Source organism: Bacillus sp. CPT56D-587-MTF, from assembly GCF_058792335.1.
The window spans coordinates 4,186,777-4,212,117 of sequence record NZ_JBYTEF010000001.1 but is presented as its reverse complement, the minus strand read 5'-3'; the positions used below and the strand labels follow the sequence as shown (position 1 = coordinate 4,212,117).

At 37.1% G+C, this 25,341-nt stretch carries 21 protein-coding genes, 4 pseudogenes and 3 other annotated features; of the genes and pseudogenes, 16 read left to right on the top strand and 9 right to left on the bottom strand.

Annotation, left to right across the window (positions count from 1 at the left end; all coding sequences use genetic code 11):
• Positions 1–58: 58 nt before the first annotated feature.
• Positions 59–1,144: a M42 family metallopeptidase gene (locus tag AC3WVZ_RS21695; protein WP_000163555.1), complete on the top strand. Its 1,086-nt coding sequence runs from the start codon at positions 59–61 to the stop codon at positions 1,142–1,144.
• Positions 1,145–1,184: 40 nt separating this feature from the next.
• Here AC3WVZ_RS21695 and AC3WVZ_RS21690 read toward each other — a convergent pair whose 3' ends face one another.
• Complete coding sequence (locus AC3WVZ_RS21690) at positions 1,185–1,802, bottom strand: TetR/AcrR family transcriptional regulator (RefSeq protein ID WP_000023661.1); 618 nt, start codon at positions 1,800–1,802, stop codon at positions 1,185–1,187.
• A gap of 296 nt (positions 1,803–2,098) precedes the next feature.
• On the opposite strand from AC3WVZ_RS21690, the gene AC3WVZ_RS21685 reads away from it, so the two are divergent.
• Both AC3WVZ_RS21685 and AC3WVZ_RS21680 read left to right on the top strand, forming a co-directional pair.
• The gene (locus AC3WVZ_RS21685; RefSeq protein WP_001071419.1) at positions 2,099–2,752 is read left to right on the top strand and encodes an HlyD family secretion protein; all 654 of its coding nucleotides are present in this window, start codon (positions 2,099–2,101) and stop codon (positions 2,750–2,752) included.
• A gap of 12 nt (positions 2,753–2,764) precedes the next feature.
• The gene (locus AC3WVZ_RS21680) at positions 2,765–4,564 is read left to right on the top strand and encodes a DHA2 family efflux MFS transporter permease subunit (protein WP_000095295.1); all 1,800 of its coding nucleotides are present in this window, start codon (positions 2,765–2,767) and stop codon (positions 4,562–4,564) included.
• Positions 4,565–4,671: 107 nt separating this feature from the next.
• Here AC3WVZ_RS21680 and AC3WVZ_RS21675 read toward each other — a convergent pair.
• The 5 genes and pseudogenes from AC3WVZ_RS21675 to sspI all read right to left on the bottom strand — a co-directional run.
• Positions 4,672–6,041 (bottom strand): annotated as a pseudogene (locus AC3WVZ_RS21675) (IS1182-like element ISBth7 family transposase); the annotation flags it as partial.
• A 153-nt stretch (positions 6,042–6,194) separates the two neighbouring features.
• Positions 6,195–6,350, bottom strand: a pseudogene (locus AC3WVZ_RS21670) (DNA-binding protein); the annotation flags it as partial.
• A gap of 58 nt (positions 6,351–6,408) precedes the next feature.
• Positions 6,409–6,489 (bottom strand): annotated as a pseudogene (locus tag AC3WVZ_RS21665) (CPBP family intramembrane glutamic endopeptidase); the annotation flags it as partial.
• Positions 6,490–6,563: 74 nt separating this feature from the next.
• Positions 6,564–7,121, bottom strand: a complete 558-nt coding sequence (locus tag AC3WVZ_RS21660) for an HD domain-containing protein (protein WP_000554786.1) — start codon at positions 7,119–7,121, stop codon at positions 6,564–6,566.
• 176 nt (positions 7,122–7,297) lie between these two features.
• Entirely contained in the window at positions 7,298–7,507 is a 210-nt protein-coding gene (gene sspI, locus AC3WVZ_RS21655) for a small acid-soluble spore protein SspI (RefSeq protein ID WP_000009509.1), read from the bottom strand.
• A gap of 82 nt (positions 7,508–7,589) precedes the next feature.
• Here sspI and AC3WVZ_RS21650 point away from each other — a divergent pair, with 82 nt between their 5' ends.
• From AC3WVZ_RS21650 to AC3WVZ_RS21630, 5 genes are all read left to right on the top strand, one after another.
• Positions 7,590–8,387: a TrmH family RNA methyltransferase gene (locus AC3WVZ_RS21650; protein ID WP_002026395.1), complete on the top strand. Its 798-nt coding sequence runs from the start codon at positions 7,590–7,592 to the stop codon at positions 8,385–8,387.
• A 48-nt stretch (positions 8,388–8,435) separates the two neighbouring features.
• Positions 8,436–8,664: a binding site (T-box leader), on the top strand.
• A 44-nt stretch (positions 8,665–8,708) separates the two neighbouring features.
• Positions 8,709–9,743: a phenylalanine--tRNA ligase subunit alpha gene (gene pheS / locus AC3WVZ_RS21645; RefSeq protein WP_000388219.1), complete on the top strand. Its 1,035-nt coding sequence runs from the start codon at positions 8,709–8,711 to the stop codon at positions 9,741–9,743.
• 18 nt (positions 9,744–9,761) lie between these two features.
• Positions 9,762–12,182, top strand: coding sequence for a phenylalanine--tRNA ligase subunit beta (gene pheT, locus AC3WVZ_RS21640; protein WP_000498186.1), 2,421 nt, complete (start codon positions 9,762–9,764; stop codon positions 12,180–12,182).
• A 154-nt stretch (positions 12,183–12,336) separates the two neighbouring features.
• Positions 12,337–12,588, top strand: a binding site (T-box leader).
• Between the two features lie 52 nt (positions 12,589–12,640).
• Positions 12,641–14,032, top strand: coding sequence for an asparagine--tRNA ligase (gene asnS, locus AC3WVZ_RS21635; RefSeq protein ID WP_000432177.1), 1,392 nt, complete (start codon positions 12,641–12,643; stop codon positions 14,030–14,032).
• A 92-nt stretch (positions 14,033–14,124) separates the two neighbouring features.
• Entirely contained in the window at positions 14,125–14,259 is a 135-nt protein-coding gene (locus tag AC3WVZ_RS21630; protein ID WP_000039592.1) for a YuzL family protein, read from the top strand.
• Positions 14,260–14,301: 42 nt separating this feature from the next.
• Here the strand turns inward: AC3WVZ_RS21630 and AC3WVZ_RS21625 are convergent.
• From AC3WVZ_RS21625 to rnhC, 3 genes and pseudogenes are all read right to left on the bottom strand, one after another.
• A pseudogene (locus AC3WVZ_RS21625) lies at positions 14,302–14,553 on the bottom strand (hypothetical protein).
• Complete coding sequence (locus AC3WVZ_RS21620; protein WP_000925539.1) at positions 14,550–14,819, bottom strand: hypothetical protein; 270 nt, start codon at positions 14,817–14,819, stop codon at positions 14,550–14,552. Before AC3WVZ_RS21620 ends, AC3WVZ_RS21625 begins: the two are co-directional and overlap by 4 nt.
• Positions 14,820–14,935: 116 nt before the next feature.
• A complete protein-coding gene (rnhC, locus tag AC3WVZ_RS21615; protein ID WP_000071576.1) occupies positions 14,936–15,871 on the bottom strand; it encodes a ribonuclease HIII in 936 nt (311 codons plus the stop codon).
• A gap of 124 nt (positions 15,872–15,995) precedes the next feature.
• On the opposite strand from rnhC, the gene zapA reads away from it, so the two are divergent.
• The 8 genes from zapA (at position 15,996) to isdX1 (ending at position 25,335) form a co-directional block, all read left to right on the top strand.
• Positions 15,996–16,265: a cell division protein ZapA gene (gene zapA, locus AC3WVZ_RS21610; protein WP_000082701.1), complete on the top strand. Its 270-nt coding sequence runs from the start codon at positions 15,996–15,998 to the stop codon at positions 16,263–16,265.
• 1 nt (position 16,266) lies between these two features.
• Positions 16,267–16,806, top strand: coding sequence for a CvpA family protein (locus tag AC3WVZ_RS21605; RefSeq protein WP_000565409.1), 540 nt, complete (start codon positions 16,267–16,269; stop codon positions 16,804–16,806).
• A gap of 55 nt (positions 16,807–16,861) precedes the next feature.
• A complete protein-coding gene (gene polX / locus AC3WVZ_RS21600) occupies positions 16,862–18,580 on the top strand; it encodes a DNA polymerase/3'-5' exonuclease PolX (protein WP_000867515.1) in 1,719 nt (572 codons plus the stop codon).
• 19 nt (positions 18,581–18,599) lie between these two features.
• Positions 18,600–20,960, top strand: a complete 2,361-nt coding sequence (locus AC3WVZ_RS21595; protein WP_000893713.1) for an endonuclease MutS2 — start codon at positions 18,600–18,602, stop codon at positions 20,958–20,960.
• A gap of 195 nt (positions 20,961–21,155) precedes the next feature.
• Complete coding sequence (locus AC3WVZ_RS21590; protein ID WP_103622283.1) at positions 21,156–21,845, top strand: 23S rRNA pseudouridine(2604) synthase RluF; 690 nt, start codon at positions 21,156–21,158, stop codon at positions 21,843–21,845.
• Positions 21,846–21,953: 108 nt separating this feature from the next.
• Positions 21,954–22,209 (top strand) — a binding site (T-box leader).
• A 115-nt stretch (positions 22,210–22,324) separates the two neighbouring features.
• On the top strand, positions 22,325–23,650 hold the full coding sequence (gene brnQ6 / locus AC3WVZ_RS21585; RefSeq protein ID WP_000842640.1) for a branched-chain amino acid transport system II carrier protein BrnQ6: 1,326 nt from the start codon (positions 22,325–22,327) through the stop codon (positions 23,648–23,650).
• A gap of 489 nt (positions 23,651–24,139) precedes the next feature.
• On the top strand, positions 24,140–24,853 hold the full coding sequence (gene isdC, locus AC3WVZ_RS21580; protein WP_233935387.1) for a heme uptake protein IsdC: 714 nt from the start codon (positions 24,140–24,142) through the stop codon (positions 24,851–24,853).
• 23 nt (positions 24,854–24,876) lie between these two features.
• The gene (gene isdX1, locus AC3WVZ_RS21575) at positions 24,877–25,335 is read left to right on the top strand and encodes an NEAT domain-containing hemophore IsdX1 (protein ID WP_000476164.1); all 459 of its coding nucleotides are present in this window, start codon (positions 24,877–24,879) and stop codon (positions 25,333–25,335) included.
• The last annotated feature ends 6 nt before the right edge of the window (positions 25,336–25,341 follow it).

Below are 25,341 nucleotides of genomic sequence, written 5' to 3'. Positions count from 1 at the left end.
ATATTTCAATTTAATTATTGTATAATGAATTGACTGAAGAAAAAGGAGGGTGTTGGCAATGACAAAATTAGACGCGACATTGACAATGCTAAAAGAATTAACAGATGCACGTGGTATTGCTGGTAATGAGCGTGAACCACGTGAAGTAATGAAGAAATATATTGAGCCGTTTGCGGACGAACTTTCTACTGATAATTTAGGGAGTTTAGTTGCGAAAAAAGTAGGGGAAGAAAACGGCCCGAAAATTATGGTTGCAGGTCATTTAGATGAAGTTGGATTTATGATTACACAAATCGATGACAAAGGTTTCCTTCGCTTCCAAACGGTTGGTGGCTGGTGGTCACAAGTTATGCTTGCGCAACGCGTGACGATTGTAACGCGTAAAGGAGATGTAACAGGTGTAATTGGTTCAAAACCACCGCACATTTTACCTCCAGAAGCTCGTAAAAAGCCAGTTGAAATTAAAGACATGTTCATCGATATCGGTGCTTCTAGCCAAGAAGAAGCGATGGAGTGGGGCGTACGACCAGGAGATCAAGTTGTACCTTACTTTGAATTCCAAGTGATGAAGAATGAAAAAATGTTACTTGCAAAAGCATGGGATAACCGAATCGGTTGTGCAATTGCAATTGACGTATTAAAACAATTAAAAGATGAAAAGCATCCAAACGTTGTATATGGCGTTGGAACTGTACAAGAAGAAGTTGGTCTTCGTGGCGCAAAAACATCTGCGAATTATATTAAACCAGATATCGCGTTCGCAGTAGATGTTGGTATCGCTGGAGATACACCGGGTGTAACGTCAAAAGAAGCACAAAGTAAAATGGGCGATGGACCACAAATCATTTTATATGATGCTTCTGTTATTGGACATACAGGTTTACGTGATTTCGTAGTTGATGTTGCTGATGAATTACAAATCCCGTATCAATATGATTCAGTAGCAGGCGGAGGAACGGATGCGGGTGCGATTCACATTGCTGTAAATGGTATTCCTTCTATGGCAATTACAATTGCAACGCGCTATATCCATTCTCATGCGGCAATGTTACATCGTGATGATTATGAAAATGCAGTGAAGTTAATTGTAGAAGTTATTAAACGTCTTGATAAAGAGGCTGTACATAACATTACATTTAATTAATAGAAAAAGCGAAGGAGCTTCTCCTTCGCTTTTTTATGTTTTAAAAAGGCCTTTCTAATCCTGCAGCAGTATGAGCCCCTAAAATAATTAAACGAGTTAATTGCATCGCCATAAAATGCGGGGTATATATCATTCCTCTTTTTAACCATGACATAATCATTCCGATGTGAGCCCCTGTCACATAACTAATCAAAATATCACGAGGAACCATAAGATCTTCATCATCTGGTTGTGAAATAGACAAGCTTAATGTTAAATGCACTTGTATTGTTTTCATCATTTTATAAGAGTAGTTTCCGGCAGCTTTATCCCCAAGCATAACGTTATAAAAGTTTACATTTTCTGCGATATGTTCGAATAAAGCCAAAAATGTAGGATGAGGTGAATCAAATGTAAGTTGAAAATCTTCTTTATTTCTATTTTTCGGTTTAATTACTTCTGCTAGCTTCTCTAACATTTCTTCAATGCTTTTGTCTAATAGGTCATATTTATCATGGTAATGGCTATAAAATGTAGCGCGGTTTACAGGAGCGCGTTCTGCGATATGTTGCACAGTTACATTTTCAAAGCCTTTTTCGCCTACTAAAGCGACAAAAGCATCCTGAATGAGTTGTCTCGTTCGCTTTACACGTGGATCATTTGTATTTTTAATAGACATTTTCCTTCTCCTCGTTTAATTTTCTATACTTAAACAACATATTGGTATTATATTGTTGTTTAAGCAACATTTCATACGTAAATTGTCGGTTGTAGATTCAAAATAATTATTTATAATTATAAACGATAGTCCTTCAGAAATCAGCACCGCTCGCAGGTAGATAAATTTCGATTTACGCTGCAGATGGTGTGATTTTTTTGTTAAAAGGTTAATATAATTAACAATTAAACAATCTAAACAATAAGGACATAAATAGTTTAGAAAAAAATTATATGCGATATAAGGAGAGGAATGCAATGAATCAGTTTCGAAGAATGGTAATTATCAACATTATCACATTAATTGTACTAGTTGGCGGCGGTATTGGCGGTTATTACTATTACAATCAAACGGAAAATTACTTAAAAACAGACAATGCAAAGATTGATGGAAAGGTAATTCCGGTTGCTTCACCAGTAGCAGGTAAACTAACTGACTGGAAAGCTGAAGTAGGAAAAAATTATAATGAGAACGATAAATTAGGTACTGTTACTGTAGCGGCAGCTAATGGAGAACAAACAGTAGATGTAACAATTCCACAAAATGCAACAGTTGTACAATCAAACGCGACAACAAATGCTTTCGTTGGAGCGGGTAGCCCGATTGCTTATGCATTTGATATGAACAATTTATGGGTAACAGCAAACATTGAAGAAACAGATGTTGATGATGTTCAAAAAGGTCAAGATGTAGATGTGTATGTAGATGCATACCCAGATACAACGTTAACAGGAAAAGTAGAACAAGTTGGCTTAACAACAGCGAATACATTCTCTATGTTGCCATCAAGCAACGCAACAGCGAACTATACGAAAGTAACACAAGTAGTACCAGTTAAAATTTCTTTAGATCATAGCAAATCAGTAAATATTGTTCCTGGCATGAATGTGACAGTTCGTATTCATAAGTAAGGGGGAGATGAGATGTCCTCAATTGTAATTGCAGGATATGCACTATTTTGTATAATCGTCTTCTTCCTTGTAAATCGTCTTTTACGAAAGAAAAAAACGAAAATGGGAGAAGAACAAGTCCCAGCCGTAAGTAAAATAGAAGTAAGTAAAGTTGAAACAGAAGAGAAAGAAATTGAACGAAAGCAAGAATCGGAAATTTCTAATGTAGTTGAGTTAGAAACAGGAAAGCAAGAAGAAGTAAAACAAGAAAAAGAAGTGCCGAAAAAACAAATGTCTATGCCTGTAGAGAATGTGAACGTAAAAGCAGTTGTAGCTGTATTAATTCTAGGCATGTTCGTTTCTATTTTAAACCAAACAATCATTAATGTTGCATTACCTCCGTTAATGAATGAATTTAATGTATCAACTTCAACAGCACAATGGTTAATTACAGGCTTCATGCTTGTAAATGGTATTTTAGTACCGATTAGTGCCTTTTTAGTTTCACGATTTACGTATCGTAAATTATTCGTAGCAGCAATGTTATTCTTCACGGTAGGATCTATCATTTGTGCTACTTCAGGAAACTTTACAATGATGATGACAGGTCGCGTAATTCAAGCAGTTGGTGCGGGTATTTTAATGCCGGTTGGTATGAATATCTTCATGACGTTATTCCCGCCTCATAAACGCGGAGCGGCGATGGGATTACTAGGTGTAGCGATGATTTTAGCACCAGCTATCGGACCAACTGTAACAGGTTGGGTGATTGAAAACTATAGCTGGAACTTAATGTTCTATGCGATGTTTATTATTGGTTTAATTATTACGTTCCTATCTTTAAAATTCTTTACACTAGCTCAGCCGGTGTCTAAAACGAAATTAGATATATTCGGTGTGGTTAGTTCAAGTATTGGACTAGGAAGCTTATTGTACGGATTTAGTGAAGCAGGAAATAATAGTTGGACTAGTGCAGAAGTCATTATTTCACTTGTTATCGGTGTAATTGGTTTAGCGTTATTTATTTGGAGAGAGTTAACAACGGACAATAAAATGCTTGATTTACAAGTATTTAAATATCCAGTATTTACTTTTACTTTAGTAATTAATGCAATCGTTACGATGGCATTATTCGGAGGTATGTTATTGCTTCCAGTATATCTGCAAAACATTCGTGGCTTTACGCCAATTGAATCTGGTTTACTACTTCTTCCAGGATCATTAATTATGGGGATCATGGGACCAGTAGCGGGTAAATTATTCGATAAATATGGTATTCGTCCATTAGCGATAATTGGATTGGCAATTACGACGTATGCGACATATGAATTTACAAAATTATCGATGGATACACCGTATAGCGTTATTATGACGGATTATATTATACGTTCAATTGGTATGTCATTCATTATGATGCCAATTATGACAGCTGGTATGAACGCGCTGCCGATGAAATTAATTTCTCACGGTACAGCAACGCAAAATACGTCAAGACAAGTAGCTGGTTCAATTGGAACAGCGATTTTAATTACACTTATGACGCAACAAACAACTGCCCACGTAGCAGATTACGGCAACATGTTAACAACATCAAACCCAATTTTAGTTGATAAAGTACACGGCATGGGTCAAAGCTTAGCGGCCTTAGCTGGATCAGCTCAAGCAGGAGACGCGATGAGCACACAACTATTATATGGACAAATTTCAAAGCTATCTGCAATTAACGGTATTAACGATGCCTTCTTAATCGCAACGATACTAGCAGGTATCGCTTGGGTGTTATCGTTCTTCTTACAATCAGGCAATAAACCAAATAGAAAAGCAGGGAATTAATTTCCCTGCTTTTTTCAGAGTGTTGGGAAACCTTTTAGGGTTCCCAACACTCTGGAATCTTTTTTGATTTTAGCGAATAAAAACAACATAAAATAATAGAATTTTAAAAAATAGCCCTCCACCTGACCCTTTTTGGTCAGGTGGAGGGCTATTTTTTTCATGTTTTGACAAGCTGCGGTGAGATAAGCTTGCATTTGGACAGACTTCAGCCCTCGAAACCGGGCATAGCGGTAGCCATGTAGTTCTTTGGCGTCTGCAAAGCTTCGCTCTATAGTGGAACAGCGTACTTTATACAACCTTTTCCCTGTAGCTGTTAGCTTGTTTTTTCTAGCAATATCCTTATATTTCTCCCACACATGATGAGTGATAACTTTTTGTTTTTGTTTCTTTGAAAAGCACACCTCACGTAACGGACAAACAGCGCAGTCTTCTGGATTCGATTTGTATTGACGGTATCCTTCACGATCAGTTGTTACATATTCTAGAATACATCCCATCGGACAAGCGAAAACATTCATTTCTTCTACATATTTAAATTGGCTTTTCGGTACTTCTTTATTCCGTTTTCCAAATCGGCGATACCCCATCACCATAAATATATTCCGTTCTGATAGTTTCTTACAGATATATCCTGTAAAATAGCCAGCATCAAGGGCAACAGCTTCTACTTTGAAGTCGAATTTATCAATCTGAGCTTGGAGGCGTGCTAAATACGGCTCGGAATCTGCCATATTTCCAGCCGTTACATAGGTATCTGTAATAATATTGTACTTCGCATCAGTCGTACGATGATCCAAGAAATGAAAACCATTTGGTTTTCCATCTCTCATTAAAAATCCACTATCTGGATCCGTTGTACTTATACGAGTTTTTTTGGTAGGGGTATCACTTTCCTTTCTAGGTTTTAATTCTTTTTTCCATGTACCTCACGATCTTCGATTACCGCAGCTTCTAGCTCGTCTATATAAAACTTTGCTTTTTCTTTTTTATATTTATGTACAAATTTATTTTTATTGGCATTGGCCTTAATATGTGTAGAATCTGTCATCAGTGCACGTCCTCCTACCATCCGGTGCTCCGTCGCTTGTCTCACAATCTCATCAAAAATTTCTTCGAAAATATTTGTATGAATAAAACGAGTACGACGATTCCAACTGATTGTAGAGTGATCCGGAATAGTATCCGATAGAGAAAACCCTAAAAACCAACGGTAGGCAATATTCGTTTTAATTTCCTTTTCCAATTGACGCTCAGAACGAATACCGTAAAAATATCCAATAAACATCATCTTAAATAAAACAATAGGATGAATGGACGGGCGTCCATTGTTTTCACAGTAATAAGGGCGTAACTTCTCTTCAATAAAATCAAAACTAATTGTCGCTTCAATTGCACGAAGGAAATGATCTTGTGGAACCAACTCTTCTACAGAAACAGATACACGCTCATCACGATGATTTTTTAAAGCACCCATCATAAAAAATCTCTCCTTTTCCTCTTTTTTATCAGTGTTGACACATAAAAAGAGGTTCAGACACAAAAACAGGCTGTGGAGAAGACTTTCTCCACAGCCTGAGAAAAGCAGGGAATTAATTTCCCTGCTTTTTTGTTTTCTTATACAAGGATTCAATTAGATATAGAATGAATCACCTGCAGACATGAGAACCCAGAAAATAACCCCCAGTAGTCCCGCAATAAAAATAATAAATCCTATGTTGTGTATACTTTTACATTGTGCTTGTAATCCATTTATCCTCGCTAATAAGACAATTAAAGAAATTAAAATTAGTATAAAGAAGTTGTTATAAAAAGAGTAAAGAGAGGTATCATCATGATACCTCTCTTTATCCTAAGAATGCTAACATATTATTGATAATATGAAATAACATAGCTGGAATAATGGATTTTGTTTTCAGGCGTAATATTTAAATATTACATATAAAGGTGTATTTTCCATAAAATAATAAAAGAGGTATCACCCTGTAGTGATGCCTCTTTCTCATTGATAACTATGTTCTGTCTTGTTATTCAATTTTGCTTGCTCTATTTGCAATTCACGCTCTACCAATCGATCTAATTGCTGAATTGCTTTAAGTGCTTTTTCATAAGAAATTGTTCGATAATGATGCGCTCCGCCCGGTTCTTCATCTGCTTCGTCTGCCCATTTAATAATATTTTGAAGAGATGTTCTTTCAATTTCTTGTTCCACTAAGAAAGAATCTGTATGAAGAAGAATTGCAATAGAAATTTCTTTTGCTAGTTTTGGATGTTCTCCTAATCTAATAAGTAATTTATGTGCTCTTTCAGCGCCTTTAATTGCATGGATATCATTCTTTTTATATAAGTCATAATCCCATTCGCCGCCTGTGTACCACGTATGATGTCCGATATCATGAAGGAAGCCAGCTTTTGTGGCAGCATCGACTGAGGCGTGATGCTTTTTGGCTAGGTGAAACGCATGGTAAGCGACAGCGATCGCGTGGACCATTCCAGAACGGTTTACGTATTTTTGTGTAATGTGGTGTTTAAAAATTTGTTCAAGCGTAATACGGTGCATAAAACATTCACTCCTTTTATCTTATGGTGTATATGAAGAAAAATCGATCGGTTTAAATGTATTTTGAACATTGTACTCCATCATAGTTCGTTAGTAAAGTAGAAATGTTTAGGAGAAGAAAAAATTTTTCTGCAAAAAAATCACCTTAGCTTATGCAAAGGTGATTTTCAAATTGCTTATTTTTTTAATCCTTGCTCTAGTGTTTCTAACATTTCGTGCTTTTCATTTTCATCAGCGTTTTTCCAAATGACTTCAAATAAAACGCCAAGACCTGGAAGCATTTTTTCTTCACCGCTTTGAATTGCATCGACGATTGTTTCTTGTAATTGATCTTGTGAATTTCCAGATACATTCGCTAATACGGCACCACGTAAATTAAAACTCATTGCTTTCACCTCTTCTTCAGAATTGAAACTGACGTTAGTTTTTGTTCTTTTTTATGTAAATATGTATGAAAAATAGGCTATAATGATAAGACAAGAAGAGAGGGAAATACATATTATGAAAAACATTGATTCAGTACAAAATCCGCGTGTAAAGCAGTGGAAAAAGCTGCAAACGAAAAAAGAACGCGATAAAAAAGGTTTATTTTTTGTAGAAGGATTCCACTTAGTCGAGGAAGCTTTGAAGACAGGAATTGTAACAGAACTTATCGTTTCAGATCAGACAGACCTTCCGAAAGATTGGACAGTTAATGATGTGGAAATGTACATCGTACCTGAGGCGATTGTAAAAATACTTCGTGAAACAGAAACGACGCAAGGTGTATTTGCTGTTTGTGAGAAGCATGAGAAAGAAGTAGCTCTTACTGATGGGAAATTCCTTTTATTAGATGGCCTGCAAGACCCAGGTAATTTAGGAACAATTATTCGTACAGCTGATGCAGCTGGTATTCACGCCGTTGTGCTTGGAGAAGGTTGTGTTGATGTTTACAATAGTAAAGTACTCCGCTCTACACAAGGCTCTATTTTCCACTTACCAATTGTAAAAGGGAACTTAGAAGAATGGGTAGACAAGTTAAAAGAAAATAACGTTCCTGTATATGGAACAGCTCTTGAAAATGGAGTTCCGTATGGTGAAGTAACGCCGGCTGGCAGTTTTGCATTAATTGTAGGAAATGAAGGAAATGGCGTACGCCAAGAAATTCTTGCAAAAACGGATCAAAACTTGTATATTCCGATTTACGGCGGGGCAGAATCATTAAATGTTGCGGTTGCAGCAGGGATTTTAACGTATTATTTGCAAAGCCCGGTTGCGAACAAATAAAAAACTTCTTATAATAAGTTGAAGTACATTATATTAAAAGTTAAATAACGAAAAACGTTGATAGAGAAGAGTAGCTTACAAAATCGCCATATAGGGAGAGAATGTCGTAGACTGAAAGCATTCTTATGGTAGACGAAAGTGAATTCACCTCTGGAGTTGACGCCAGGACCATGTATATGTAAAGGCGTTCCGGTCAGAATTGATCGTTATAACTAATGAGTGGGCAGACATGTTCTGTCAATTTAGGGTGGTACCGCGAATTTACCTCGTCCCTTTTTGGGAGCGAGGTTTTTTTATTTTTAAAATTAGGAGGGTTCCAAAATGGAAGCACGTTTAAAAGAGCTAAAGCAAAAAGCGTTAGAGCTTATTGAAGAAGCGAAAGAGCTGAAAGGCTTAAACGACGTACGCGTAGCGTATTTAGGAAAAAAAGGTCCAATTACAGAAGTATTACGCGGCATGGGAAAATTATCAGCAGAAGAGCGTCCACGTATGGGAGCATTAGTAAATGAAGTACGTGAAGCGATTCAAACGCGTCTAGACGACAAAATTAGTAACTTAGAAAAAGCAGTAATTGAAGCGAAATTAGCTACTGAAACAATTGATGTTACATTGCCAGGTCGTCCTGTTGAAACAGGTTGTCACCATCCGTTAACGGCTGTTGTTGAGCAAATTGAAGATGTATTCATCGGTATGGGTTATGAAGTAGCTGAAGGAACAGAAGTAGAAAAAGACTACTACAACTTCGAAGCACTAAACTTACCGAAAGATCATCCAGCGCGTGATATGCAAGATACATTCTACATCACAGAAGAAACGTTACTACGTACACATACATCTTCTGTGCAAGCACGTACGATGGAAAATAATAAAGAAAAAGGCCCAATTAAAATTATTTGTCCTGGTAAAGTGTATCGCCGTGATGACGACGATGCGACGCATTCACATCAGTTCATGCAAATTGAAGGTCTTGTAATTGATAAAAACATTCGTATGAGTGACTTAAAAGGTACACTGCAAGTATTCGTGAAAAAGATGTTCGGTGAAGATCGTGAAATCCGTCTTCGTCCAAGTTTCTTCCCATTCACAGAGCCATCTGTAGAGATGGATATTTCTTGTATGATGTGTCATGGCAAAGGCTGCGGCACTTGTAAAGGAACTGGCTGGATTGAAATTCTAGGCGCAGGTATGGTTCACCCGAACGTACTTGAAATGGCTGGTTATGATTCAAAAGAATATCAAGGTTTCGCATTCGGTATGGGCGCAGAGCGTATCGCAATGTTGAAATACGGAGTAGATGACATTCGTCATTTCTATACAAATGATGTACGTTTCTTACAACAATTCAAACGAGCGTAAGGGAAGGAGAGGATAAGTATGTTCGTATCATATCGTTGGTTACAAGAGTATGTAGATATTAAAGATGTAACAGCACAAGAACTAGCAGACAAAATCACGAAAAGTGGTATTGAAGTAGAAGGCGTTGAAGTATTAAATAAAGGTGTAAAAGGTGTTGTAGTTGGTCACGTATTAGAATGTGAAAAACACCCAGAAGCTGATAAATTAAGCAAATGCTTAATCGATATCGGTGAAGAAGAGCCAGTTCAAATTATTTGTGGAGCTGCTAACATTGCAAAAGGTTTAAAAGTACCAGTTGCAAAAGTTGGAGCTGTACTTCCTGGTAACTTCAAAATCAAAAAAGCAAAACTACGCGGTGAAGCTTCTCACGGTATGGTTTGTGCTCTTCAAGAGCTTGGTATTGATGGAAAGTTAGTTTCAAAAGAATACGCAGATGGTATCTTCATCTTCCCAAGTGACGCTGAAGTTGGTGCAGATGCACTTGAAATTTTAAACTTACACGATGAAGTACTTGAGCTTGGCTTAACACCAAACCGTGCAGATTGCTTAAACATGTTAGGTGTTGCTTACGAAGTAGCTGCTATTTATGGCCGCGAAGTAAAACTTCCAGCTATCGACTTACAAGAAACAGCAGAAAAAACTTCTGATTATATTTCTGTAAGTGTAGAAGCGAAAGAAGAAAACCCATTATACATTGCAAAAATGGTTAAAAACGTAAAGATTGGTCCATCACCAATGTGGATGCAAACTCGTCTTATGGCAGCTGGCATTCGTCCAATTAGCAACGTAGTTGATATTACAAACTACATTTTAATGGAATACGGTCAACCGTTACATGCATTCGATTACGATAAATTAGGTTCAAAAGAAATCGTTGTTCGTCTTGCAAAAGAAGGCGAAAAAATTGAAACGTTAGATGATCAAGAGCGTACATTACAAAGCCACCACCTTGTAATTACAAACGGCACGAAAGCTTTAGCTGTTGCTGGTGTAATGGGCGGGGCGGATTCTGAAGTTACAAATGAGACAGTAAACGTTCTAATTGAGTCTGCATACTTTGCAGGTCAAACAGTACGTCGTACATCAAAAGACTTAGGTCTTCGTAGTGAATCAAGTGCACGTTTCGAAAAAGGAATCGACCCAACACGTACATTTGAAGCAATTCAACACGCAGCTGCTTTAATGGCGAAATATGCTGGCGGTGAAGCACTTGAAGGTGTAGTAGAAGCTGACAACTTACAAGTACAAGAGCGTACAGTATCTGTTACTGCTGAAAAAGTAAACCGTGTATTAGGTACAAATATTTCTGCGAGTGAAATGGGTACAATGTTCACAAACTTGAAATTCCCATTCACAGAAGTAGAAGGAACATTCCATGTAAATGTACCAGCACGTCGTCCTGATATTACAATTTCAGAAGACTTAGTAGAAGAAGTAGGCCGTCTATACGGTTATGACCACATTCCAGTTACATTACCTTCTGGAACGATGACTCGTGGTAAATTAACATCAGCACAAACGAAACGTCGTAAAGTACGCCGCTTCTTAGAGGGTGCTGGTTTATATGAAGCAATCACATATTCATTAACAAGCGCTGATAAAGCGAAACAATATATGGTTGAGCCAAACGAAAAGGCGCCTGTAGGTCTTGCACTTCCAATGAGTGAAGAACGTAGCCAACTTCGTTTAAGCTTAGTACCGCAATTACTAGAAGCAGTTTCATACAATGTCGCTCGTAAAAATGACAGCGTTGCTTTATACGAAGTAGGTTCTATCTTCTTACCGACAGAAGAAGGAGAACTTCCGAAAGAAGAACAACATCTTGCAGGTGTTATGACAGGTCTTGCTCTTCACCATGCATGGCAAGGTGAGAAGAAAGTAGTGGACTTCTTCGTTGTGAAAGGTGTACTAGAAGGACTATTCGACGTACTTGGCGTTGCAAACCAAATCACATATGCACCAGCAAAACGTGAAGGTATGCACCCAGGCCGTACAGCTGACATCGTATTAGATGGCGAAGTAATTGGTTTCATCGGTCAATTGCACCCAGAAGCAGAAAAACAATTAGATGTGAAAAATACATTCGTATTTGAATTATCTCTTGTAAAAGTATTCGGTGCAGACGCTGAAGAAACTTACTACGCAGCAATTCCACGTTTCCCATCTATGACACGTGACATGGCTGTTGTAGTAACAAAAGAAACAAAAGCTGGTGAAATGAAGCAAGTCATTGCTGAAGCTGGCGGAGAACTTCTGAAAGACGTAACACTATTCGACTTATACGAAGGTGAAAAAATGGAAGAAGGCAAGAAATCACTTGCATTCTCTATGACTTACTTCGATGCAGAACGTACATTAACAGACGAAGAAGTAACAGAAGCACATAACCGTGTACTAACAACGGTAGAAGAGAAATTCGGTGCGGAGTTACGTAAGTAATTAGAAAATTGCCGGATATATTCCGGCAATTTTTTTATTGGGTTAGTTGTCGGACACTGTCGGTAAGTCGATATATTACAAAAATCGCTCATATATTTTCCGACACCTTGCATCTTTCTCTCGAATGTAGTACATTAATTTTAGTTTAACAAAATGAAAGACGATGATAAGGAAAAGTAGTATATACTATAATCCAAAGCGAGTCAGGGACGGTGAGAGCCTGATGAGGCGGTATATGTGAAGAACACCTTGGAGTTGCTAACCGAAATTGAATCTTGTATTCAAGAGTAGACTTAGACGGGAATCCGGCCTGTTACAAACCGGGAAGTATGTATTACATACGAGTTAAAGTTGGTCTTTATGACAAATTGGGTGGTACCGCGAAGTTTAACCTTTCGTCCCTTTATGGATGAAAGGTTTTTTTGTATTTAAATATATGAGCAAAGGAGAATTTCACTATGGAAAACACATTAGTAAAAAGTCTGTATAGAGATACAGAAAAGTATGCAGATCAAACAGTACAAGTATCAGGGTGGATTCGTAACTTACGTGATTCAAAAGCATTTGGTTTCATCGAATTAAATGACGGTAGCTTCTTCAAAAGCGTTCAAATCGTTTTCGATACAGAATTAGAGAACTTTAAAGAAATTGCAAAACTTCCACTTAGCTCTTCAGTTAAAGTAGAAGGTAAAGTAATTGCAACGCCTGGAGCGAAGCAACCATTTGAAATTAAAGCAGAAAAAATTGATATCGAGGGCTTATCAGATTCTGATTACCCACTTCAAAAGAAACGTCATACGTTTGAATATTTACGTACAATCGCTCACTTACGTCCAAGAACAAATGCATTCTCTGCAACGTTCCGCGTACGTTCTATCGCAGCATTTGCGATTCACCAATTCTTCCAAGAGCGTGGATTCGTACATGTTCACACACCAATCATCACTGGTAGTGATACAGAAGGTGCTGGCGAAATGTTCCGCGTAACAACGCAAGATTTAAATAACCTACCAAAAGGTGAAGACGGAAAAGTTGATGAGTCAAAAGACTTCTTCGGTAAAGAAACAAACTTAACAGTAAGTGGACAGCTGAACGCTGAAGCTTATGCATTAGCATTCCGTGATGTATACACATTCGGACCTACATTCCGTGCAGAAAACTCAAACACAACTCGCCACGCTGCTGAGTTCTGGATGGTTGAGCCTGAGATTGCATTCGCGGAACTAGGGGATGTAATGAACCTTACAGAAGATATGCTGAAATATGCAATGAAATACGTATTAGAGCATGCACCAGAAGAAATGGAATTCTTCAACAGCTTCGTTGATAAAACAGTTCTTGAGCGCATGAACAACGTAATTAACTCAGACTTCGGTCGCATCACTTATACAGAAGCAATTAAAGTACTTCAAGAATCAGGTGCTGACTTCAAATACCCAGTAGAATGGGGAATTGACTTACAAACAGAGCACGAAAGATACTTATCAGAAGAAATCTTCAAACGCCCTGTATTCGTAACTGACTATCCGAAAGACATTAAAGCATTCTACATGCGTTTGAATGAAGACGGTAAAACAGTAGCTGCTACTGACCTTCTAGTTCCTGGCATCGGCGAATTAATCGGCGGAAGTCAACGTGAAGAAAGAATGGACGTTTTAGTAGACAGAATTAAAGAATTAGGTATGAACGAAGAGGACTACTGGTGGTACTTAGAACTTAGAAAATACGGCGGTACAAAACACGCTGGATTCGGTCTAGGTTTCGAGCGCTTCCTAATGTACATCACTGGCATGGCTAACATCCGTGACGTAATTCCATTCCCAAGAACTCCAGGTTCTTCTGAATTCTAAAATATGAAAAAAGCGAGAGGATTTCCTCTCGCTTTTTATTTTGTATAGTTTATTCTCCTGTAGCAAAAAGTAACGCGAAGGGGTGAATATAAATGAGTAAAAAAGTGAAAAAAGATCATTCAAGGTCAAGCCTTGGTTCTCCAGAAGTAGAAGGACAAGGAACGACGACACATGAAACAGGTTCACATAAAGTACCTTCATCAAATAAGAAGCAGAAACGAAGCTAACATAAAAAAGGAGAGTCTTGGCGACTCTCCTTTTTTCATGTATTACATCTTCTTATCGTTAATTTCTTTTGTAATCTTATTTATGTCTTTGCCTAATCGATCTAAATAGAAAAACCACAGTAAACTCATGAACACGTAATAGATGGTCATCACGCCAAGATTATCAGATATATTTTCGAATGTGGATTTAGTAGTGAAAAAAGCTCCTCAAATGGTAGAAATAGTGAAGTAAGAAAGTGGGCCTACGAGGTGTACGAAAACATATAATAGCTTTTTAACTTTTACAGCGTTCATATGAAAAACCTCCTTTTTCTAATCATACATTCAAGTTCCTCACAGAAGTGTTGTAGTTTTGCTGGATTATGTATTAACGAGCGAGCATCGTGTTTCCCGATAAATCTTCGAATCCGAAAGTTTAATAAGAAAGAGCGACCATAACGCTCTATTAAATCGTTGAACGCTCGTTGTTCACTTAGTAGCTGAATGTTTTCCCTAATTTCAAACTGTCTTTCGTGTGGATCGCCTAGTAAAATATTTAGAATCATTTGTAGAAGTAGCAATGGGGATCCCCTCCTATGTTAGAATAATCTGTATATTATAATTGTAACAAAACTATAAGGACAATAGTAGGGTGAAACAAAAAACAGGAGTTTGTAGGCTCCTGTTTTTGTCGATACTATTTTAATAAGCGAAGCGCCTTCTCCGTATTAGCGAAATGCAGTTTCACAAACTCAGGTAATCGTTCTTTACCAAGCTTTTGAATTAATTTAGCAGCAGCGATATCAACTTGTTTACCAGCACCTTTTGGAAGTGGCATACCAGCTTTTTTACTTAGTTCGTCAAACTGTTTTACGAATGAGTAGCGAGCTAAAATGGAAGCGGCGGCAACAGCTAAATGAACACTTTCACCTTTCGTAGCGAAGTAAACATTTTCACGCTGTACCTGTTTTTGTTTTGCTAAATATTTATAGTATGTATCAGGTTGTGTGAATTGATCGATTAAGACGCCTTCAGGTTTTGTAGGTGCCATTTTAGCTAATAAGTTTGTAATAGCTTTATTGTGTAGTAAAGCTTTTAACTTACCTTGGTTGTTTCCTTTATCAAATAGCTCGTTATATTTTTCGTTATGAAGGACAAGAGAGCTATAAGGAACAACGTGTAGAAGTTGTTTCGCAATGGCAGTAATTTGTTCGTCATTTAAGTTTTTAGAGTCTTTTACACCAAGTTCTTTTAGTAGTGGAATTTGCTTCGCATCCACATATACAGCAACGACTGTCATCGGCCCGAAGAAATCACCAGTACCCACTTCATCTGACCCTACGATAGACATTGTACCGATGGAAGCAGGCGGTGCATAACGGTGTGAATCGACAGATTTTTTTACAGCTGTTTTTGGAGTTTGGAAGACAGTTTGCCAACGGGCAGCTTCTGCTTCAGCGCGGCCTCCTTGGAACATTACTTTTCCAGATTTATACGCTGTAATCGTGCAAGATGGTACCTTTGCCATGAAGATCCCGCCTTGCGGAGTTTTCGGGCTAAGCGAATGTTTATATTGTTGTTTCATGTCTTCAATTACTGTAGAATTTGTTTGAATTACGATAGAATTTGACATAATGGTCGCCCCTTTTTTTATATTGTTATTTTTATCATATCGGATTGTTCTTTCTGTTTCCATATTATGAAGGTTCATGGTATGATAAACTTTAGGATTCTGTACGTGATTGGAGGCCGGTGAGTTGTCACAACAAAAGGGAAAGAAAAGTCGAATTAATGTAGAAATCTATGGTCAGCAATATTCAGTTGTTGGCGATGAAAGTACAAGTCATATCCGCATGGTAGCAGCGATTGTGGATGATAAAATGCGCGAACTCAATGCCAAGAATCCTTCGCTTGACACGAGTAGACTAGCGGTATTGACGGCGGTAAACGTCATACACGATTACATAAAATTAAAAGAAGAACATGAGAAATTGAAAGAAAGTATGACAAAAAAAGGAATGGAATAACATGATTGATATTATTATCATTTTACTGCTTGTTATGGGATTTTTCCTCGGCTTACGCAGAGGGTTTATTCTGCAACTTGTAAAGTTAACAAGCTTTATTATCGCATACCTTGTTGCATACTGGTACTGTAAAGATTTAGCGCCAGCACTTGCGAAATTTATTCCGTATCCATTTGATAAAAACGTATCTGTTCCAGAATGGATTGATGCAAATAATATTGAGACAGTATTTTATCAAGCGCTTGCGTTTATCATATTGTTTATTATCACTAAAATTGCACTTTCATTACTTGGTAATTTGTTAAATATGTTTGCAGAAATACCGGTTTTAAAGCAAGTAAATGCGTTTGCGGGGGCAATCCTCGGATTTTTAGAAGTATATATTATTTTGTTTGTCTTAATTATCATTGGAAACATTCTTCCGATTGAACAAGTACAAACACCATTACAAAAATCATCAATTAGCAAAATAATTGTAGACGATACACCGATTCTATCTGAAAAGGTGAAGGAACTATGGCAGACAGGTAGCAGAGTATAACTTCTCTTTTTTCGGAAAGAGAAGTTTTTTTCTATGAAAGAAAGGCGGGGCAATGATGAAAGTAAATAAAAAACAAGTGATCAAATTATTAGAGACAATCGGGCTTTTTATGGAATTAAAGGGCGCGAATCCATTTAAAATATCTGCATTTCGTAAAGCGGCAGCAGCATTAGAAAGTGACGATCGTAGTCTTTCTGAAATTGAAGATTTCACAAAGATTCCAGGAATCGGAAAAGGAACAGCAGCCGTTATACAAGAATATATAGAATCGGGAACATCTGAAGTATTACAAGAACTTGAAAAAGAAGTACCAAGTAGCTTATTGCCGTTATTAAAATTACCAGGTCTTGGTGGTAAAAAGGTGGCTAAGTTATATAAAGAGCTAGGCGTTATTGATATGGAGACGTTAAAAGCTGCTTGTGAGGAAAATAAAGTACAAGCTTTAGCTGGTTTCGGTAAGAAGACAGAAGAGAAAATATTAGAAGCAATCGATCAAGTAGGCTCTCGTCCAGAGCGTTTACCAATTGCGATGGTATTGCCTATTGCCGGGGAAATAGAGGAGAAATTGTCGAATATTGCTGAAGTAATTCGTTTCTCTCGCGCTGGTAGTTTGCGCCGTGTTCGTGAAACAGTGAAAGATTTAGATTTTATCATTGCAACGACAGAACCAGCAGCGGTACGTGAGCATTTACTACAATTTGATAATATGATTGAAGTAATAGCAAGTGGAGATACGAAAGTTTCTGTCCGTCTTCAATATGAATATGATATTTCAATTGATTTCCGTTTAGTAAAACCAGAAGAGTTTATTACAACTCTTCACCATTTCACAGGATCAAAAGATCATAACGTAAAAATGCGTCAAATCGCAAAAGATAAAGGCGAGAAAATTAGTGAGTACGGTGTAGAGAACTTGGAAACAGGTGAAGTGAAAACATTTGAGACTGAAGAAGACTTCTTTGCTCATTTCGGTTTGCCATTTATTCCGCCAGAAGTGCGTGAAGATGGAAAAGAAATTGAATTAATTAAAGAGTATCCGAACTTAATTCAGTTTTCCGATATACAAGGTGATTTACATATGCATACAACTTGGAGTGACGGTGCTTTTTCTATTGAAGAAATGGTACAAGCGTGCCGTGCTCGTGGATATAAGTTTATGGCGATTACTGATCACTCGCAATACTTAAAAGTGGCGAACGGTTTAACGAAAGAGCGTCTTCGTGAGCAAGCGAAAGAAATTGAACGTATGAATGAAAAGTATCCAGACATTACAATTTTACGCGGAATTGAAATGGACATTTTACCAGATGCCTCGCTTGATTTTGATGATGAAGTATTAGCAGAATTAGATTATGTCATTGGAGCGATTCACTCTAGCTTCTCACAAGACCGTGAAACGATTATGAAGCGTCTACGTACTGCACTTGAGAATAAACATGTCACAATGATTGCCCATCCTACAGGACGTCTTCTCGGGCGTCGTGAGGGTTATGATGTAGATACAGATTTATTAATTGAACTAGCAAAAGAGACAAATACAGTTTTAGAATTAAATGCGAATCCGAACCGTCTAGATTTAAGCGCGAAATTATTAAAACAAGCACAAGATGCTGGTGTGAAAGTAGCGATTAATACGGATGCTCATACGCTTGAAATGTTAGAAGATATGGAAACAGGTGTAGCAGCAGCACGTAAAGGTTGGATTCAAAAAGATAACGTGATTAACACGTGGGATATTGAACGTTTATTAGACTATATTAAACGTAATAAGTAATACAAGGGGGACCTGCAACATGTTAGAAAGAACGTTGCGTGTATTAGAATACAATAAAGTAAAAGAACAATTACTTGAACATACAGCATCTTCACTTGGTCGTGACAAAGTGAAGCATTTAGTGCCGAGCACTGATTTTGAAGAAATTGTAGAAATGCAAGATACAACGGATGAAGCAGCGAAAGTTATTCGTTTAAAAGGTAGTGCACCATTAGGTGGTATTACGGATATTCGCTCAAATGTGAAGCGTGCAAAAATTGGGAGTATGTTAAGTCCAAATGAATTACTTGATATTGCAAATACGATGTATGGTAGTCGTAATATGAAACGCTTCATTGAAGATATGGCTGATAACGGTGTCGAGCTTCCGATTTTAGAAACTCACGTCGCTCAAATTGTATCTTTATATGATTTAGAAAAGAAAATTACAAATTGCATCGGTGACGGCGGTGAAGTAGTCGATAGCGCAAGTGATAAATTGCGTGGTATTCGTACTCAAATTCGTACTGCGGAAAGTCGTATTCGTGAAAAGTTAGAAAATATGACGCGCTCTTCAAACGCGCAAAAGATGCTGTCTGATTCGATTGTAACGATTCGTAACGAACGTTACGTAATCCCAGTAAAACAAGAATATCGCGGCGTATATGGTGGTATTGTTCACGATCAATCGGCTTCTGGACAAACGTTATTTATTGAGCCACAAGTCATTGTAGAATTAAATAATGCACTGCAAGAAGCACGTGTGAAAGAAAAACAAGAAATCGAACGCATCTTATTAATGTTAACAGAAGAAGTGGCAGTAGAAGCGGATATCGTTTTATCAAACGTAGAAGTAGTTGCAAATCTTGATTTCATCTTTGCGAAAGCTTTTTATGCGAAGCGAATTAAAGCAACGAAACCAATCGTAAATAACGAGCGTTATATGGATTTAAGACAAGCTCGACATCCGCTAATCGATCCAGAAATAATCGTGCCAAATAACATTATGTTAGGGAAAGATTTCACGACAATTGTTATTACAGGACCGAATACAGGTGGTAAAACAGTTACGCTGAAAACAGTTGGTATTTGTGTGTTAATGGCGCAATCTGGCCTTCACATTCCAGTAATGGATGAGTCAGAGATTTGTGTATTCAAAAATATCTTTGCTGATATCGGTGATGAGCAATCGATTGAACAGAGTTTAAGTACGTTCTCCTCACATATGGTGAACATCGTTGATATTTTAGAAAAAGCTGATTTTGAAAGTTTAGTTTTATTCGATGAATTAGGTGCTGGAACAGACCCGCAAGAAGGGGCTGCACTTGCCATTTCAATTTTAGATGAAGTATGTAATCGCGGTGCTCGCGTTGTTGCAACGACGCATTATCCAGAATTAAAAGCATACGGATATAACCGTGAACAAGTTATTAATGCGAGTGTTGAGTTTGATGTGAACACGTTAAGCCCAACGTATAAATTATTAATCGGTGTACCAGGACGTAGTAATGCCTTTGAAATTTCGAAACGTCTTGGATTATCTGATCGCGTCATTGACCAAGCACGTAACCACATTAGTACAGATACGAATAAAATTGAAAATATGATTGCGAAGTTAGAAGAAAGCCAGAAGAACGCAGAGCGTGACTGGAACGAAGCAGAAGCGCTTCGCAAACAATCTGAGAAACTTCATCGTGAGTTGCAACGTCAAATTATTGAATTTAACGAAGATCGCGACGAACGATTATTAAAAGCGCAAAAAGAAGGGGAAGAAAAAGTCGAAGCTGCGAAGAAAGAAGCAGAAGGTATTATTCAAGAACTTCGTCAATTGCGTAAAGCACAGCTTGCAAATGTGAAAGACCACGAGCTAATTGAAGCGAAGAGTCGTCTAGAAGGCGCAGCGCCAGAGCTTGTTAAGAAACAAAAAGTAAATGTGAAAAACACTGCACCGAAACAACAGTTACGTGCAGGTGATGAAGTGAAAGTATTAACGTTCGGTCAAAAAGGTCAACTACTTGAAAAAGTGAGCGATACAGAGTGGAGCGTACAAATCGGTATTCTGAAGATGAAAGTGAAAGAATCTAATATGGAATACATTAACACACCGAAGCAAACAGAGAAAAAAGCAGTTGCAACGGTAAAAGGTAGAGACTATCATGTTTCATTAGAACTTGACCTTCGTGGTGAACGATTTGAAAATGCAATGGCGCGCGTTGAGAAATACTTAGACGATGCCCAGCTTGCAAGCTATCCTCGCGTATCAATCATTCACGGTAAAGGGACAGGAGCACTTCGCCAAGGTGTACAAGATTACTTGAAGAAGCATCGCGGTGTAAAAACCTTCCGTTACGGTGACATGGGCGAGGGAGGCCTAGGCGTAACAGTTGTCGAATTAAAATAGAAAACAACGAAACAAAGGGGAAACCATTATATGTTTATGGACAAACTTGCAAAAGTATTGTTAGCTTGTTGTGGAATATTTTTGGTGATTGGGGTTATTTATTTAGTTGTTTTTGCGAAGTGAAAAAGCGTCAATCGTGGCAGAATGATATTGCCATAGATTGACGCTTTTAATATATGTGAAAAGGAATAGAACATGAAAATCAACCAATACATAAGCGAAGCAAAATCATGCTCAAGACGTGAAACAGACCGCCTTATTAAAGCTGGACGCGTGGCTATTAACGGCGAAATATGTACGCACGGTGCACTCGTAAGCGATGGTGATAGGGTAACGATTGATGGGCAAGTTATTGTAAAAGAAGAGAAAGAAAAAGTGTATATCGCATTTCATAAACCAGTCGGAATTACTTGTACAGCAGCCGATCATATTGAAGATAATATTATTGATTATATCAATTACCCAGAGCGAATTTTTCCAATTGGGCGATTAGATAAAGCATCGGAAGGACTTATCTTATTAACGAATGACGGCGGCATTGCGAATCAAATTTTACACGGTGATCATGAGCACGAGAAAGAATATGTTGTCACAGTCGATAAACCTTTTACGGACTGGTTTATTGATGAGATGTCCCGCGGTGTAAAGATTAAAGATGGAATGACGAAGCCGTGCAAAGTGACAAGAGTCGATCAATCAACATTTCGTATCGTTTTAACGCAAGGAATGAACAGGCAAATTCGTAGAATGAGTCGAGCTTTCGGATTTACTGTAATAAAGCTAAAGCGAGTACGCATTATGAATATAGAGCTAAATGAGCTTGAAGTTGGAAAGTGGCGGAGCGTTACAGCTGAAGAGTTAGAAATTTTAATAGGGCAGTTATAGGGAGGGAAAATTTTCTCCCTATATTTTTTTGTCAGAAAAAATAAAACTATTGATTTTTTAAAAAATAGCCCATATAATAAAAAACAACAAGTTTCGACAAGATATTTTATAAAAGTAATGATGAGGACATGAGTTGTATTTTACGATTCTCAGAGAGGGAAGCCTTAGGCTGTGAGCTTCCTAATACGAAAAGACAAGCTTACCACCTCTAAACTTCAAGAGTGAACTGCATACATGATGCATTGTAATTCTTGGCGGATAAAACCGTTATCAATTTACACGAGCTATAAAATGAGCTTATTTCGTTATAAATTCATTTTATTAGAATAAGGGTGGAACCACGATTTCAACACTCGTCCCTTTGTTAGGGACGGGTGTTTTTTGCGTTCTTTTACGGGGAAGTATGCTTGAAAGAGGATATGTGACGGATTTTAGTTCAGAATATTTTGTTAATTTATTATTTTAGGAGGTTAGTAGAAATGAAATCATCTTTAAAGTTTTCAGAGATGTTTGCAATAAGTTTAATGTTATTTGCACTATTTTTCGGTGCAGGTAATATGATTTTTCCACCAGCGTTAGGACAAGGCGCTGGAACGGACGTATGGATCGCGCTGTTTGGTTTTATCGTAACAGGCGTTGGACTACCTTTATTAGGAGTAATTGTTATAGCTTTAAAGGGAGATATTAATGAGCTAGCAGGACGTGTACATCCTATATTTGCACTTGTTTTTATCACTGCAATTTATTTATGTTTAGGCGTATTCGTAAGTGTGCCGCGTACAGGAACAGTAGCTTATGAGATGAGTGTTGCACCGTTTTTACCAAGTGAGATAGCTGGTCAGTCATATCCACTTGTTATCTTTACATTTATTTTCTTTGCAGTCACTTTCTATTTAGCTTTAAATCCTTCGAAATTAGTGGGTCGTATTGGTAAAGTGCTAACTCCAATACTATTAGCTGTTATTGCAATTATCGTAGGTAAAGCACTTATTACACCAATTGGAGAATTTGGTGCACCGACAGAAGCGTATAGTGCTCCTCTCTTTAAAGGATTTATTGATGGATATTTAACTTTAGATGGACTTGCAGCACTGGTATTCGGAAATGTTGTAATTCATGCGTTAAAAGAAAAAGGCATTACAAATAAAAACAGTATTGCAAAAGTAACAATCTTTGCAGGATTTATTGCAGCGCTTGGTCTACTACTTGTGTATTTAGCACTTGCTTATCTTGGAGCTTCTAGTGTGTCACTTGGAATGGGCGCAAACGGAGGAATTATTTTAACAAATGTCGTGAATCATTTATTTGGTAGCTACGGAACTTTATTACTAGGGATCGCAATTACAGCAGCATGTTTAACAACTTCTGTAGGTATTGTTGCAGCTTGTGGTGATTACTTCTCTTCTTTATTACCAAAGCTTTCTTATCAAAAAGTCGTTTTCATTTTCTGTGTATTAGCATTTATGGTAGCAAACCTTGGGTTAACTCAGTTAAATGCATTAGCATTACCAATCTTAATCGCAATTTATCCAATTGGAATCGTACTTATCGTATTATCACTTGTTGAAAACTACGTTCGTCTTCCATTAGCGATGTATGTGGGCGGGATTGTAGGAGCATTTGCAATAAGTTTCTTTGATGGGTTACACAATGCAAACCTTCAAATTGCAGCGCTAGCACCTATTTTAGATAAGATTCCATTATATAGTGTAGGAATTGGTTGGTTAGTTCCAGGCATAATCGGTATAGGATTTGGTTATATAGTTTCTAAGTTTCAAAAGCAGGAAATTGCTGTAGAAAAATAGAGAAAAGAGGCTTTCTATAATAGAAAGTCTCTTTTTTTGTAAAAAAAGCCGCATATAGAGAAATTTAGATATTAAAAATTTTATACGTAATATAGTTGACAAAAAATTTATGAGTAGGCTAAGATTGACTTAGTTGTGGAAATATTGGAAGGGAAGTGAGGGAAACGGGGTTTCTATAACTATAGTGTTGTTATGGGAAGAGGTGAAAGAAGAGGAGAAGAGAAAGTTTATTTTTTTTGACTTACATTGAGAATGATAATCAATAAATGCGTTTTATAATTTTTTCTCAGTTTCTATGCCTTCGTATAAGGAATAGGGTGAGATATTATTTTTAATATTAAATGAGAATGATAATCAATAATGCTTATGTTACATAAAAGAATGCTAATTAAATAATAGGTAGAAGAGATTATTTTTTTTATCAATTGAGAATAATTATCATTTTCGGAAAAAGTGAAATGAAAGATAACCAAGGAGGAAACAAAAAAAATGAAAAAGGTTTCTGTATTACCCGCTTTTATTATAACGTTCGTATGTATGCTAGCTTTTCTTGTAATGCCATACGGGAATGCTTCAGCAAAACTAGCTGATGGTACTTACGATATTAATTACGTAATTCAAAAAGCGGAAAATGATTCAGCTTCAATGGCAAATGACTATTTTGAAAAGCCGGCAAAATTAATAGTGGAAAACGGTGAGATGAGAGTACAAGTTCCGATGAATCATAGTGCTTGGATTACAGAATTTAAAGCACCAGAGAACGGAAATTTTGTTGATGCGAAAGTTGTTAATAAAGATGAATCGGCAGATAAAAGAACAGTAGAGTTTAAAGTAGATGATTTATCCAAACCGGCAGCTGTAAAAATTCATGTTGTTGTACCAAGTGCAAACTATGACCACCACTACACAATTCGTTTTGCTTTTGATGCAAATGTAAAAGCTGTAGGTGGCGATAATGGCGTAGCTGCTACAACAAAAAATAATGATCAAGCGAAAACAGATACACAAGTAAAAGAAGAGAAAACAAAAGTAGAGAGTAAGGAAACAGCTAAAGAAGTGAATAAAGAAACAAAAAATGAAAATGGAAAAGCTGAAAAAACAGATAACCCAAAAACAGGCGATGAAGCACGTATTGGATTGTTTGCAGTGTTAATTCTTATTTCAGGTGCTTTCTTAATTCGTAAAGTGAAATTGAGTAAATAAATCTTTTGAAGGGTGATGAATATATGTTTAAACAATTTAAAATGATTATTGCCGTATTTGCTGTTTTATTTACATTTATCGCAACACTAGGTTTACAAGATGCAAAGGCTGCTACAAAACTAGCTGATGGAAAATATAATATTGCTTTTACTGTATGGAAAGGCGATAAAGATGAATCGTCTAGAATGAATAGTTATTTTGAAAGCCCAGCAACATTAACAGTTAAAAATGGAAAACAATATGTTTCATTTAAAGTGAAAGATAGTGCTTCTATTAAAAGTTTCCAAGTAGAAAAAGATGGTCAATTTGTAGAAACAACCGTGTTAAGTGAAAACAAAAAAGATAATACTAGAGTTGTAGAATTTGAAGTTGCTGACTTGTCAAAAAAACTAAATGGCAAGGTGAAAATTAATATTCCAATTATTAATTATAATGCTTCGTATGATATTCGCTTTGTATTTGATGGGAACAGTATTAAATAATTTTCA

Excerpts from the sequence above, each read along its gene's own strand:
- polX (WP_000867515.1), top strand. The coding sequence starts at position 16,862 with ATGAAAGTAAATAAAAAACAAGTGATCAAATTATTAGAGACAATCGGG.
- brnQ6 (WP_000842640.1), top strand. The coding sequence starts at position 22,325 with ATGAAATCATCTTTAAAGTTTTCAGAGATGTTTGCAATAAGTTTAATG.
- AC3WVZ_RS21650 (WP_002026395.1), top strand. The coding sequence starts at position 7,590 with ATGATAAGACAAGAAGAGAGGGAAATACATATTATGAAAAACATTGAT.
- isdC (WP_233935387.1), top strand. The coding sequence starts at position 24,140 with ATGAAAAAGGTTTCTGTATTACCCGCTTTTATTATAACGTTCGTATGT.
- sspI (WP_000009509.1), bottom strand. The coding sequence starts at position 7,507 with ATGAGTTTTAATTTACGTGGTGCCGTATTAGCGAATGTATCTGGAAAT.
- AC3WVZ_RS21660 (WP_000554786.1), bottom strand. The coding sequence starts at position 7,121 with ATGCACCGTATTACGCTTGAACAAATTTTTAAACACCACATTACACAA.
- AC3WVZ_RS21595 (WP_000893713.1), top strand. The coding sequence starts at position 18,600 with ATGTTAGAAAGAACGTTGCGTGTATTAGAATACAATAAAGTAAAAGAA.
- AC3WVZ_RS21695 (WP_000163555.1), top strand. The coding sequence starts at position 59 with ATGACAAAATTAGACGCGACATTGACAATGCTAAAAGAATTAACAGAT.
- AC3WVZ_RS21630 (WP_000039592.1), top strand. The coding sequence starts at position 14,125 with ATGAGTAAAAAAGTGAAAAAAGATCATTCAAGGTCAAGCCTTGGTTCT.
- AC3WVZ_RS21690 (WP_000023661.1), bottom strand. The coding sequence starts at position 1,802 with ATGTCTATTAAAAATACAAATGATCCACGTGTAAAGCGAACGAGACAA.
- pheS (WP_000388219.1), top strand. The coding sequence starts at position 8,709 with ATGGAAGCACGTTTAAAAGAGCTAAAGCAAAAAGCGTTAGAGCTTATT.
- AC3WVZ_RS21685 (WP_001071419.1), top strand. The coding sequence starts at position 2,099 with ATGAATCAGTTTCGAAGAATGGTAATTATCAACATTATCACATTAATT.
- rnhC (WP_000071576.1), bottom strand. The coding sequence starts at position 15,871 with ATGTCAAATTCTATCGTAATTCAAACAAATTCTACAGTAATTGAAGAC.
- AC3WVZ_RS21680 (WP_000095295.1), top strand. The coding sequence starts at position 2,765 with ATGTCCTCAATTGTAATTGCAGGATATGCACTATTTTGTATAATCGTC.
- AC3WVZ_RS21590 (WP_103622283.1), top strand. The coding sequence starts at position 21,156 with ATGAAAATCAACCAATACATAAGCGAAGCAAAATCATGCTCAAGACGT.
- pheT (WP_000498186.1), top strand. The coding sequence starts at position 9,762 with ATGTTCGTATCATATCGTTGGTTACAAGAGTATGTAGATATTAAAGAT.
- AC3WVZ_RS21605 (WP_000565409.1), top strand. The coding sequence starts at position 16,267 with ATGATTGATATTATTATCATTTTACTGCTTGTTATGGGATTTTTCCTC.
- asnS (WP_000432177.1), top strand. The coding sequence starts at position 12,641 with ATGGAAAACACATTAGTAAAAAGTCTGTATAGAGATACAGAAAAGTAT.
- isdX1 (WP_000476164.1), top strand. The coding sequence starts at position 24,877 with ATGTTTAAACAATTTAAAATGATTATTGCCGTATTTGCTGTTTTATTT.